A 12,150-nucleotide genomic window follows, 5' to 3' on the forward strand; every position below is an offset into this window, starting at 1 on the left:
GGAAGCAAATACACCTGCAGAAGGCCTCGAGATCTGGACTCAGTCACGGCCGAACCAAAGAGCAAAGGGTGTAAGCCTCGGACAACACGAGGCTTTTCCGAGCAGGTACTGTGGCCAAAGGTTCGTCAAAATCCGCTGGTGGAGCTGAGGAGGATCGAACTCCTGACCTCGTCATTGCGAACGACGCGCTCTCCCAGCTGAGCTACAGCCCCGTCCAGCGGATGGGCGCATTTATCGGGCGCCGCGCTTTCCTGTCAAGGCGGCGTTTTGCCGAAATCCGCGGCTGCCGGGCGTCAGGCAGCACGCGGAGGACGGCGGCCCTTGCCGGTTTCGCCTGCAATGGCTACATGTCGGCAACAATTGGAGACCGGCATGCTCGCCCTCATTCAAACAATCGTCATGGCGCTCGACCTCTATTGGTGGGTCATCATCGCCTCGGCGATCTTTTCCTGGCTCTATGCCTTCAACGTCGTCAACTCGCGCAACCAGTTCGTCGGCAGCATCGGCAACATGCTCTACCGGCTGACCGAGCCGGCGTTGCGGCCGATCCGCCGCTTCATGCCGGACCTTGGCGGCATCGACATCTCGCCGATCATCCTGCTTCTGGTCCTGTTTTTCCTCAGGCAGTTCATTCTCACCACGGTGGCGCCTCTGGTCCTGTGAGCCAGACGATTGCATGAGCGCCCCGTTCCGCCTGCGCGATGATGGCATCGATCTCTTCGTCCGGCTGACACCAAAGGCAGCACGGGACAGTCTCGAAGGCGTGGAAACGGCGGACGGGCGAAGCCACCTCAAGGCTCGCGTCCGTGCCGTGCCGGAAAACGGTGCTGCCAACAAAGCCCTCGAAAAGCTGATCGCCAGGGCGCTGGGCGTGCCGGGGTCCGCCGTCTCGGTTGTCGCCGGCGGCACGGCGCGACTGAAAACCCTGCGCATTTCAGGTGATCCGGCGATGTTGGCGAAAAGCATCGAGGCGCTCGGCCGCCAGTCCTGATGCCGCCGTCGGGAGGTCAATCGCCGAGCGGCAGACGTGGATCGTCGACTTTCAACGTGTTCACGCTCTGCTTGATGCGGCGCAGGTTTTCCAAAACCTTTGGTCCGCGTGTTTCGGCGACCGATGTGACGATCATGTCGACGATCGACAGCAGTGCGTAGCGCGACGATGTCGGCTTGTAGATGTTGCCGTCCTCGAGCGACTGGAAATGAATAACCGTGTCAGCGGCTTTGGCGAGTGCCGAGTCAGGCGGCGTGATGGCGATGGTGGTGGCGCCATATTGCTGGGCAACCTGCACCGCATCAATGACCGACCGGGCATAGCCGGAAACCGAAAAGGCGATCAGCGTGGTGTCAGGGGTGGCAACGGCGGCGTACATGCGCTGCAGCTGTCCGTCGATCTGCGCCAGAACCGAAACGCCCAGCCTAAACAGCCGGTTCTGCATCTCAGTCGCCATCATCGAGGAAATGCCGCCCGACCCGATGCACAGAACGTTGCCGGAGACGGCGATGCGCGCGGCGACGGCGACCAGCGTCGTCATGTCGAGGTTTTCACTGGCGCGCTGGATGGCGGCAATCGCCGCCTCAGTGATGGCGGAAGCGATGCGCTGTTCGCGGGCGTCGCGGCTCAACGGCTCCGGCGACAGATACTGGCCGCCAATGGCGATGGCTTGCGCCAGATAGAATTTGAAGTCGCGCAGGCCCTCGCAACCGAGGTTGCGGCAGAACCGGGTCACCGTCGGCTCGCTGACGCCAACGCGGGCGGCAATTTCCGAGATGGCCGCCTTGGAGACCAGATCGAGGTCGGCAAGCACGAAGGCGGCCAGCTTGCGATCCGACTTCGTGCCGTCCTGCAACATCAGTTGCAGGCGTGTGATGATGTCGGCCGGCGTCTTCATATTCGTGTTTTCATACGGGCAGACCCGTCGCCTTGTCGAACAGGTGGATGTTGCCGGGACCGACGCTCACCGGCAGCACGTCGCCCGGCCTGACCGGCACCCTGTCGCGGAACACGGCGCGCACCGTGTCGGTGCCGATGGCCCCATAGACATGGGTTTCGGAGCCGGTCGGCTCGACGACATCCACCTTGATCGCCATCGCGTCGGCGGCCGCGCTGATAACAAAATGTTCGGGCCGGATGCCAGCCTCCACCGCACTACCCGCTGACACCTGCTTGCCGGCAAGCGCGAGCCGCCCGCCGCCTGTCGACTCGAACCAGGTTTTCTCAGGCGTTGTTTTGAGAGAACCGGAAACGAAACTCATCGAAGGCGAGCCGAGGAAGCTGGCGACGAATTTGTTGGCCGGTCGGTCATAGAGCTCCAGCGGCGCGCCGACCTGCTGGATCCTGCCGCGGTCCATCACGACGATGCGGTCGGCCATGGTCATGGCCTCGATCTGGTCGTGGGTGACATAGACGATCGTCGATTTCAGCCTTTGGTGCAACGCCTTGATCTCGACGCGCATCTGCACGCGCAATTGCGCGTCGAGGTTGGACAAGGGCTCGTCGAACAGGAACACCGACGGTTCGCGCACGATGGCGCGGCCCATGGCGACGCGCTGGCGCTGGCCGCCGGATAGCTGGCGGGGATAGCGGTCGAGATAGGAGAACAGATTGAGGACGCCTGACGCCTTCTTGACCTTTGCGTCGACCGTGGCGCGCGCCTCGCCGCGGATCTTCGGGCCAAAGCCGATATTGTCCGACGCCTTCAGATGCGGAAACAGCGCATAGGACTGGAACACCATGGCGATGTTGCGCTGCTGCGGCGGCAGCGCGTTGGCGCGCACGCCGCCGATCAACAGATCGCCGGAGGTGATCGTCTCCAGCCCGGCCAGCATGCGCAGCAGGGTCGACTTGCCGCAGCCGGATGGCCCGACCAGCACGACGAACTCGCCGCTCTTGATGTCGAGGCTGACGTTTTCAAGGATCTTGTGCTGGCCGAAGGATTTCGACAGGTCGCGGAACTCGACATCGGTCATGGTGACGCTCCCAATATGTCGTCGATGAATGGCAGGCAACCGGCCGTCAGCCCAGCGTCCACCGGCATCACCACGCCTGTTACGCCCGATGCGCGGTCGGAGGCAAGGAAGGCCACCGCCTCAGCCACTTCGGAGGCGTTGACGATGCGGCCGAGCGGATAGAGCCGCTGCAGCTTGCCGAGGATTTCGGCGTCCTTGGCAAGGCGGTGATCCCAGGCGGCGGTGCGGATCGATCCGGGGCAGACGACATTGGCGCGCAGGCCGCTGCGGCCGAGTTCGACGGCGATCGCCTTGGCATAGGCATTGATGCCGGCCTTGGCCGCAGCATAGGCGGGATTGCCGAAATGCGCGATGGCATTGACCGAGGAGATGAAGACGACGCTGCCCGAGCCTCGGCCGGCCATCGCCCTGACCAGCGGATCGGCGAAAGTCATCACGCCGGTCAGGTTGAGGTCGAGTTCCCGCTCGATCTTGTCGGGGGTGAGCGCGGAAAGCGTCTCGGCGCGCGTCCAGCCGGCATTGTTGACGAGAATGTCGGGCACGCCATCCCGGTCGAGGATCGTGGCGATCGCCGCGTCTATCGACGCCCGGTCGAGAAGGTCGAAGACATGGCCGGAGGCAAGGTGCGGGCTGTTCAACGCTTCGCCGGACTGGTCGCAACCGATGACCCTGGCGCCCCGTTGCGCCATCAGTGCCACGATGGCGGTGCCGAGGCCGCCGCCAGCTCCGGTCACGACGACAGTCTTGCCTTCGAACTCGGCCCTGCTTTCGAACTTGGCCCTGCCTTCGAATTCGGCTTGCGAAACCACCGTGCATCATCCTTAGGGAGCTCTGACAATCGTATCCGGCCTAGTCCATGAAATGTAATTAAGCAACAGAATAATCCGCTTGCAAGGCCTGAAATCATCGATAATGTAGGAAAGTAACATAAATCTTCTGCGCCGGTCGCGAAGAGGCGCGCAGGCGCAAAATCAAAACGGGAGACATCAAATGAGCCTTGCAAAATGGACTGTCGGCCTGATGGCCGGAATGAGCATGCTGGCATTTGCGGCGCAGGCGAACGCGGGCGAGGTGCGCGTCACCGTTGCCGAGTACAGCGCCAAGACTGGCCCTTATTTCGACAGCGTCAAGAAGGAATTCGAGGCGGCAAACCCCGGCATCACCGTCAAGTTCGAAGTGGTGCCGTGGGAAGTGCTGCTGCAGAAGCTGACCACCGACATCACCGCCGGCACCAATGCGGATCTGTCGATCATCGGCACGCGCTGGCTGATCGACTTCGTCCAGCAGGATGTCGCCGCGCCGCTCGACAGCTACATCACGCCCGACTTCAAGGGCCGCTTCATCGACACCTTCCTGTCGCCGTCGATCATGGACGGCAAGACCTACGGCCTGCCGATCGCGGCCTCGGCGCGCGCGCTGTACTACAACAAGGAGCTGTTCGAGAAAGCCGGCATCGCCAATCCGCCGGCAACCTGGACCGAGTTGCAGGAAGACGCGCGCAAGATCAAGGCGCTCGGTTCCGGCACCTTCGGTTTCGGCCTGCAGGGCAAGGAGATCGAGACCGACGTCTATTACTACTATGCGATGTGGTCCCAAGGCACCGAAATCCTCAACAAGGATGGCACTTCCGGCCTTGGCACGCCGGGCGCGCTTGAGGCCGCCAAGCTCTACAAGTCGATGATCGACGAGGGCCTGACCGAGCCGGGCGTCACCTCCAACAACCGCGAGGATGTGCAAAACCTGTTCAAGCAGGGCAAGGTCGGCATGATGATCACGGCACCCTTCCTGTCCAACCAGATCAAGGACGAGGCGCCGAACCTGAAATACGGCGTGGCGGCCATTCCGGCCGGACCGACCGGTGCGCGCGGCACCTATGGCGTGACCGATTCCATCATCATGTTCAAGAACTCCAAGAACAAGGACGAGGCCTGGAAGCTGCTCGATTTCCTGTTCACCACCGAGCAGCGCGCCAAGTTCACGCAAGGCGAAGGCTTCCTGCCGGTGAACAAGGAAGAAGCCAAAATGGACTACTATGTGAACAACGCCGATCTGGCGGCGTTCACCGCGCTGCTGCCCGACGCCCGCTTCGCGCCGATCATCCCCGGCTGGGAAGAAGTCGCCCAGATCACGTCGGACGCCATGCAGAAGATCTATCTCGGCAGCGCCGAACCCGAGGCGGCGCTGAAGGACGCCGCTGCCAAGGCCAATGCAGTGCTGAAGAAATAGGGCTGAAGAAATAGGGCTGAAGAAATAGGGCGTCTCTCCCGCGCCCGCGGCGCGTCCTGACGATCGGGCGCGCCGCATTTTTCCGACGCGAATTTCGAATTCGCCACAGAGCGATTCATCGTGCAACGGAAACGCCGAACCGCTCTATCTCTCAGTTTTCAACGCAATCCCGGACGGAAAACCGCACCCCATTTTTCCCGGAATTGCTCTAGGTCAGCCGATGCAAAATCGCTTCTTGCCCTATCTCCTGACCTTGCCCAGCCTGTTCCTGGCGGCTGTCGTCATCTTCTGGCCGGTGTGGGACCTGATCCAGATCTCGACGCATGAGGTCAGCCGTTTCGGCCAGCTTCGCGAATTCAACGACTTCGCCAATTTCGCGGCGCTCGCTGCCGATCCCGATTTCATGGCCGCGCTCTGGCGCACCGGCCAGTGGACGGTGCTGGTTGTCGGTGGTGCGCTGCTGCTGTCGATCCCGGTGGCGATGATCCTCAACACCGATTTCTATGGTCGCGGCATCGCCCGCGTCATCATCATGCTGCCCTGGGCGGTGTCGCTGACCATGACCGCCGTGGTCTGGCGCTGGGCGCTGAGCGGCGAAAGCGGCATGCTGAACTCGGCACTGATCGGCCTTGGCCTCATCGACCACAACATCCAGTGGCTGGCGAGCGCGGAGACCGCCTTTCCGATGCAGGTGCTGATCGGCATCCTGGTGACGGTGCCGTTCACGACGACGATCTTCCTCGGCGGTCTGTCGTCGATCCCAGACGACCTTTACGAGGCGGCAGCACTCGAAGGCGCGACACCGCTGCAGCAGTTCCGCGAAATCACCTTTCCGCTTCTGAAGCCGTTCATCAACATCGCCATCGTGCTCAACACCATCTACGTCTTCAATTCATTCCCGATCATCTGGGTGATGACGCAGGGCGGGCCGGCCAATTCGACCGACATCCTGGTCACCCATCTCTACAAGCTGGCCTTCCGCATCGGCAAACTGGGTGAGGCTTCCGCGGTCTCGCTGGTGATGTTCGCCATATTGTTGGTCTTCACCATGATCTATGTGCGGCTGGCGATGCGGGAGCAACGCGGATGACGAGTAAGCTGAAGCGTTCGATCATTGCCTGGCTGCTGCTGGCGCCGCTGATCGTGGCGACGATCTTTCCCTTTGCGGTGATGTTCCTGACTGCCGTCAAGCCGAGGCAGGAAGTGCTGTCGCCGACCTGGTGGCCGAGCGAATTCCGCTGGTCGAATTTCTCCGACATGTGGGTGGCGACCGGCTTCGGCCAGGCGCTGCTCAATTCGCTCTACGTGTCTGTTATCGCCACCGTCGGCGCCATCCTGATTTCGGTTCCGGCGGCCTACGCTATGTCGCGCTTCCGCTTTGCCGGCTACGGCGCCTTGCGCCAGTTCCTACTGATCTCGCAGATGATCTCGCCGATCGTGCTGGTGCTCGGCCTGTTCCGGCTGATGGCGGCCTGGGGCCTGGTCGAAAGCACCACGGCGCTGGGCTTCATCTACATGGCCTTCAACGTCGCCTTCACGGTATGGATGCTGCAGAGCTATTTCGACACCATCCCGCGCGATCTCGAGGAAGCGGCCTGGATGGAAGGTGCCGGCCGCTGGCTAACCCTGCGCAAGGTGTCCCTGCCGCTCTGCCTGCCAGCGATCGCGGTGACCGCCATCTTCACCTTCATCAATGCCTGGAACGAATTTGTCGTGGCGCTCACCATGCTGCGCAGCCAGGAAAGCTACACGCTGCCGATCCAGGTGTTTTCGCTGGTCGCCGGCCGATACACCATCGAATGGCACCACGTCATGGCCGCCACGCTGCTGGCGACCTTGCCGGTGGCGATCCTGTTCATCTGGCTGCAGCGCTACCTCGTCAGGGGGCTGGCGCTCGGGGCGGTCAAATAGCCGCCAGAGCGGTTCATCGTTTCACGGAAACGCAGAACCGCTCTATCTCTTTGTTTTGACACAATTCCGGATGGAAAACCGTTTCGTACTTTTCAGGGAATTGCTGCAGCATCCACGGAGTTTTCATGCGCATCTTCACCGCCTCGCTGGCGACGGAAACCAACACCTTCTCGCCGGTGCCGACAGATCGGGCATCGTTCGAGATGGCGTTCTATGCCGGACCCGGCAAGCATCCGGAGACGCCGACGCTGTGTTCCTCGCCGATGGTCTCCCTGCGCCGGCGCGCGGCGGCCGAAGGCCTGACCGTCATCGAGGGCACCGCCACCTGGGCGGAGCCCGGCGGCCTGGTGCAGCGGCAGACCTATGAGGCGCTGCGCGACGAGATCCTCGGCCAGCTCGAGGCGGCACTGCCGGTCGATGCCGTCATTCTTGGCCTGCATGGCGCCATGGTGGCGCAAGGCTATGACGATTGCGAAGGCGACCTGCTCGAACGAATCCGCGAGATGGTGGGTCCGAAGGTGGTGATCGCCTCTGAGTTCGATCCGCACAGCCATCTGACACCCAAGCGTGTCGCCGCGTCAGACATCATGGCCTACTTCCTCGAGTTCCCCCACACCGATTTCTACGAGCGTGGCGAACATGTCGTCGAGCTCAGCCTCGCCGCGGCGCGTGGTGAGATCAGGCCTGTCATCTCGACCTTCGACTGCCGCATGATCCAGGTGCTGCCGACCAGCCGCGAGCCGATGCGCTCCTTCGTCGACCGCATCAAGGCGCTGCATGGCAGAGATGGCGTGCTGTCGATTTCGATCGTCCACGGCTTCATGGCGGCCGACGTGGCCGAAATGGGCACGCGCATCCTGGTCGTCACCGACAACGACAAGGCCAAGGGCGATGCGCTGGCAGAACGGTTGGGGCGAGAACTCTACGCGCTGCGCGAAAAGACGGCGATGACGATGCTGAGCGCCGCTGACGGCATCGATCGGGCGCTGGCTGTGTGCGCTGAAAACCCGGGCAAGCCGGTGGTCATCGCCGACATCTGGGACAATCCGGGCGGCGGCGTGCCCGGCGACGGCACCATCGTGCTGCGCCAGATGCTGGCGCGCGGCCTGAGCAATGTCGGCGTGGCGACGATCTGGGATCCGATCGCGGTGACCTTCTGCCTGGCGGGAGGCGAAGGTGCCGTCATCGACCTGCGTTTCGGTGGCAAGGCCGGCCCGCAGGCCGGCGAGCCGATCGACGCGCGGGTGCGGGTGCTGAAGGCCGTTCCGGAGGGCTGGCAGAGTTTCGGGCCGAGCCGGGTGACGCTCGGGCCGACGGCGCTGGTGCGCATCGAAGGCACCGAGGTCGACATCATCCTCAACACCAATCGCACGCAGACCTTCGAACCGGATATTTTTTCCAACATCGGTGTCGATCCGATGGCCAAGGACATCCTGCTGATCAAGTCGACCAACCATTTCTACGCCGGCTTCGAGCCGATCGCCGCCGAGATCATCTATGTCTCGGCGCCGAGTTCCTATCCAAGCAATCCGGCGGTGACCAACTACACCAAGCTGACGCGGCCGGTTTGGCCGAGGGTGGCGGATCCGTGGGCGATATGAAGCTGGGGTAAGGGATTGCCAGTGTCGCGACCTTTCGGGGCCTGTCCTTCTCCCCCAGGGAGAAGGACGAAACAGGCGCTACACCAGCCCGCGCTTGACCATCATCGCATGGGGCGACGGCATCTTGCCGCGAAACGCCGTGTAGAGCTCTTCGGGGTCCTTCGAGCCGCCGGCGGCGTAGATGTTTTTCCTCAGCTTCTCGGCGAGACCGGGGTTGAAGGGATCGCCGGTCTCCTCGAAGGCGGCGAAGGCATCGGCGTCGAGCACTTCCGACCACATGTAGGAGTAATAGCCGGCCGAATAGCCGTCGCCGGAAAACACATGGCCGAAATGCGGGGTTCGATGACGCATGGCGATGGTGTCCGGCATGTCGAGCTTATCAAGCGTTTCGGCTTCGAAACGAAGTGGCGTTTCCGGAGCATCCGGCCGCGCGTGATAGGCCATGTCGATCAGCGCCGAAGAGGTGAATTCGACCGTGGCGAAGCCGGCGCCAAAGGTGCGCGCCGCCAGCATCTTGTCGAGCAGCGCCTTGGGCATCGGCTTGCCTGTCTTCACATGCAGCGCGTGCTTTTCCAGAACCGCCGGCACGGTCAGCCAGTGTTCGTAGAGCTGCGAGGGCAATTCGACGAAATCGCGGCTGACCGAGGTGCCGGAAACCGACGGCCAGGTTACATCGGTCAGCATGCCGTGCAGCGCGTGGCCAAATTCATGGAACAGCGTTCTCGCCTCGTCGACCGACAGCAAGGCCGGCTCGCCGGCCGGCGGCTTGGCGAAGTTCATGATGTTGTAGATCACCGGTTTCGACCCGTGGCCAAGCTTGTACCCGGACTTGAGCGCGCTCATCCAGGCGCCGGAGCGCTTTGATGGACGCGCGAAATAGTCGGCGAGGAACAGGCCGCGTTCGCTGCCATCGGCGTTTTTTACCACGAAGACGCGCGCATCCGGATGCCATACGGCAATGCCTTGCTTTTCCTCGAAGGTGATGCCGAACAGCCTTGTCGCCACGTCGAAGCAGGCGTCGATGACGCGGTCTAGCTGCAGATAGGGTTTTAGTTCGGCCTCATCGAAGGCGAACTTTTCGGCGCGCAGCCTCTCCTGATAGAAGCGCCAGTCCCAGGCGGCGAATGTTTCGTTGCTGCCGGCCTGCGCCGCCAGCCGCTGCAGTTCGCTCTGGTCGGCGGCGGCCCTTTCCACTGCCTTCTCCCAGACCGGATCGAGCAGCGCATGCACTGCCTTCGGCGTCTTGGCCATGGTGTCGTCGAGCTTCAGCGCGGCAAACGAGCCGTAGCCGAGCAGCTTTGCCTTTTCGGCGCGCAACTTCAGCATGTCGCGCACAACAGTTGTGTTGTCGGTGGCGCCGCCATTCTGGCCGCGCATGGTGAAGGCGCGGAAGGCGATCTCGCGCAGGTCGCGGCGTTCCGAGAAGGTCGTGAACGGCTCGTAGATCGAGCGAGACAGGGTGACCGCATAGCGGCCTTTCTGACCGCGCATCTCGGCGGCTTCGGCCATCGAGCTTTTCAGGAAGTCCGGCAGGCCGGCAAGGTCAGCTTCGTCGAGGAACAGCGACCAGTCGCGCTCGTCGGCAAGCACGTTCTGGCCGAAATTCGTGCCAAGCGAGGACAGTTCCTCGTTGATCTTTGCCAGCCGCATCTTGCCGTCGGCGTCGAGTTTCGCGCCGGAGCGGACAAACCCCTTCCAGGTCTTCTCCAGCACCCGCAGCGTCTCGGCATCGAGCTTCAGGCTGTCGCGGCGCTGGTAGAGGTCGTCGATGCGGGCGAACAGCCGCTCGTTCATCGAGATCGCCGAGAAATGCCTGGACATTTTTGGCGAGATGTCGCGCTCCAGTGCCTGGAACGTCTCATTGGTGTGGGCGCCGGCGCGGCACCAGAAGATCGACGAGACACGGTCGAGTGCCTCGCCGCCGAGTTCCAGCGCCTGCAGCGTGTTGTCGATGGTCGGCGCGTCCTTGTTGCCGGCGATCGCCTCGATCTCCGCCTCATGCTCCTTCAGCGCCGCGTCGAAGGCCGGGGCAAAGTCGTCGTCGCCAATGCGGGTGAAATCAGGCAGGCCGAGCGGCCCTTGCCACGCGGTCAGCGGATGGATGGCGAGGTCGACGGCTTTCGTGGAATGCATGGACAATCTTTCCTTGGTGAAGGCAGGCCGGACGCTGGTGAAGGCGGGGGCAGGGAGAGTTTGTACCGATGTAGGGCGCAGGTTTGCCGCGCGCAACAGTGCCACCGGTCAGGTTTTCGTCAGTAACCGTCGCAGTTCTCGGCGATCGCCGCTTGCGAGCTCGCGGTGATGCGATTGTCGGTCACCGCGAAGGTTTCCTGCATCAGCATGTCGTTGTTGGGAAAATCATAGCAGGCGATCACGGTGGTGACGCCGCCTTCGCTTTTTTCGATCCGGTGCCGGATCTCCGCACCCGCGACGGCGCCTTGCCATTCGTCGATCGAGGCGATGAATTCCTGCTTGCTCTGCACGATACCGAGGTCATTCAGCTTGATGCGGACGTCGTCGGCGAGCAGGTCGGACAGTTCGGTGCGGTCGGCGACCAGGAGGGCCGAATACCAGCGGCTGATGATGGCGCCATCGTCGGCACGGACTGGAATGATCGAAAACAGCAACGCTGCCGCGACGAAAGTGATCGAACGGCGATCTCCCATCATGTGCTGCCTCCGTCTTCCTGTTCGACTATCAGCTTACCTGAAAAGCCGGTTTCCACCTTTCGCTGGCGTTGTCCTTCGGCTCGGTATCATGGTCTACGCCATCTCCGGCCGTTCGAAATCGCCGGTCTCCTTGTTCATCACCCAGAGTTCGCCGGTCGAAATGTCGAACCAGGCGCCATGCAGCGACAGCCGCCCCTTGCCTTCGAGAATCGAGACGCAAGGAAAGGTCCTGAGATTGGCGATGGAATAGCGGATCGAGATGCGCTCCAGCGCGGTCTGACGCTCCGACGCCGTCATGAAGGTGCTGGAGGACACCGTCTCGGCCGCTGGCGCGATGAGGCTCATCCATTTACCGATGAAGTCGCCGGGAGACAGCGGTGCGGACGTGGTGTCGAGCGCGGCGCGGATGCCGCCGCAGCGACCATGGCCCATGACGACGATGTTCTTGACTTTGAGGCTCTGCACAGCGAATTCAAGTGCGGCAGAGGTCGAATGGAACTCGCCGTCCGGCGCGTAGGGCGGCACCAGATTGCCGACATTGCGCAGCACGAAGAGTTCACCGGGGCCGGCGTCGAAGATCGCTTCGGGGGCCGCGCGGGAGTCGCAGCAGGCGACGATCATGGTTTCGGGTGCCTGGCCTTCGCGGGCAAGCTCGCGATAGCGTCCGCTCTCGGTCAGATAGCGGCCGCTCATGAAACTGCGGTAGCCGGCGAGAAGGTGGTCGGGGAGATGGGGCATGGGCGGCGTCTGGAGCCTTTCCGGGTTGGATGCGGCAG

The 12,150-nt window shown here is 62.7% G+C and carries 12 protein-coding genes and 1 tRNA gene; 6 read left to right on the plus strand and 7 right to left on the minus strand.

The window, feature by feature from the left end; translation table 11 throughout:
* Window positions 1–136 precede the first annotated feature (136 nt).
* Window positions 137–212 (minus strand) — tRNA-Ala (locus tag AC07FD_RS28865).
* 160 nt (window positions 213–372) lie between these two features.
* Here AC07FD_RS28865 and AC07FD_RS28870 point away from each other — a divergent pair.
* Both AC07FD_RS28870 and AC07FD_RS28875 read left to right on the plus strand, forming a co-directional pair.
* Window positions 373–663 carry a YggT family protein gene (locus AC07FD_RS28870; RefSeq protein WP_478352612.1) on the plus strand — a complete coding sequence of 97 codons (291 nt, stop codon included), beginning with the start codon at window positions 373–375 and terminating at the stop codon, window positions 661–663.
* A 13-nt stretch (window positions 664–676) separates the two neighbouring features.
* A complete protein-coding gene (locus AC07FD_RS28875) occupies window positions 677–991 on the plus strand; it encodes a DUF167 family protein (protein WP_478352613.1) in 315 nt (104 codons plus the stop codon).
* A 16-nt stretch (window positions 992–1,007) separates the two neighbouring features.
* Here AC07FD_RS28875 and AC07FD_RS28880 read toward each other — a convergent pair whose 3' ends face one another.
* Genes AC07FD_RS28880 through AC07FD_RS28890 form a run of 3 tightly spaced genes read right to left on the minus strand, consistent with a single transcriptional unit; the run spans window position 1,008 to window position 3,776 of the window.
* On the minus strand, window positions 1,008–1,889 hold the full coding sequence (locus tag AC07FD_RS28880) for a MurR/RpiR family transcriptional regulator (protein WP_477284625.1): 882 nt from the start codon (window positions 1,887–1,889) through the stop codon (window positions 1,008–1,010).
* A gap of 10 nt (window positions 1,890–1,899) precedes the next feature.
* Window positions 1,900–2,967, minus strand: a complete 1,068-nt coding sequence (locus AC07FD_RS28885; protein WP_478352614.1) for an ABC transporter ATP-binding protein — start codon at window positions 2,965–2,967, stop codon at window positions 1,900–1,902.
* Window positions 2,964–3,776, minus strand: a complete 813-nt coding sequence (locus AC07FD_RS28890) for an SDR family NAD(P)-dependent oxidoreductase (protein ID WP_478352615.1) — start codon at window positions 3,774–3,776, stop codon at window positions 2,964–2,966. The genes AC07FD_RS28885 and AC07FD_RS28890 overlap by 4 nt, the downstream gene beginning before the upstream one ends.
* Before the next feature lie 181 nt (window positions 3,777–3,957).
* Between AC07FD_RS28890 and AC07FD_RS28895 the strand changes: the two genes are divergently transcribed.
* From AC07FD_RS28895 to AC07FD_RS28910, 4 genes are all read left to right on the plus strand, one after another.
* Window positions 3,958–5,193, plus strand: coding sequence for an ABC transporter substrate-binding protein (locus tag AC07FD_RS28895; protein WP_478352616.1), 1,236 nt, complete (start codon window positions 3,958–3,960; stop codon window positions 5,191–5,193).
* A gap of 220 nt (window positions 5,194–5,413) precedes the next feature.
* Window positions 5,414–6,283 (plus strand): carbohydrate ABC transporter permease, encoded by an 870-nt coding sequence (locus AC07FD_RS28900; protein WP_477227603.1) that lies wholly within the window; start codon window positions 5,414–5,416, stop codon window positions 6,281–6,283.
* Window positions 6,280–7,104 (plus strand): carbohydrate ABC transporter permease, encoded by an 825-nt coding sequence (locus AC07FD_RS28905; RefSeq protein ID WP_478352617.1) that lies wholly within the window; start codon window positions 6,280–6,282, stop codon window positions 7,102–7,104. The genes AC07FD_RS28900 and AC07FD_RS28905 overlap by 4 nt, the downstream gene beginning before the upstream one ends.
* A gap of 125 nt (window positions 7,105–7,229) precedes the next feature.
* Window positions 7,230–8,705: a M81 family metallopeptidase gene (locus tag AC07FD_RS28910; RefSeq protein WP_478352618.1), complete on the plus strand. Its 1,476-nt coding sequence runs from the start codon at window positions 7,230–7,232 to the stop codon at window positions 8,703–8,705.
* 78 nt (window positions 8,706–8,783) lie between these two features.
* Here AC07FD_RS28910 and AC07FD_RS28915 read toward each other — a convergent pair whose 3' ends face one another.
* The 3 genes from AC07FD_RS28915 to AC07FD_RS28925 all read right to left on the minus strand — a co-directional run bounded on the left by AC07FD_RS28915 (window position 8,784) and on the right by AC07FD_RS28925 (window position 12,112).
* Entirely contained in the window at window positions 8,784–10,838 is a 2,055-nt protein-coding gene (locus AC07FD_RS28915; protein ID WP_478352619.1) for a M3 family metallopeptidase, read from the minus strand.
* 119 nt (window positions 10,839–10,957) lie between these two features.
* Window positions 10,958–11,371, minus strand: coding sequence for a nuclear transport factor 2 family protein (locus AC07FD_RS28920; RefSeq protein ID WP_478352640.1), 414 nt, complete (start codon window positions 11,369–11,371; stop codon window positions 10,958–10,960).
* Window positions 11,372–11,467: 96 nt separating this feature from the next.
* Window positions 11,468–12,112: a carbonic anhydrase gene (locus AC07FD_RS28925; RefSeq protein WP_095084136.1), complete on the minus strand. Its 645-nt coding sequence runs from the start codon at window positions 12,110–12,112 to the stop codon at window positions 11,468–11,470.
* Window positions 12,113–12,150 lie beyond the last annotated feature (38 nt).

The sequence above is a fragment of the Mesorhizobium waitakense genome (assembly GCF_056431085.1).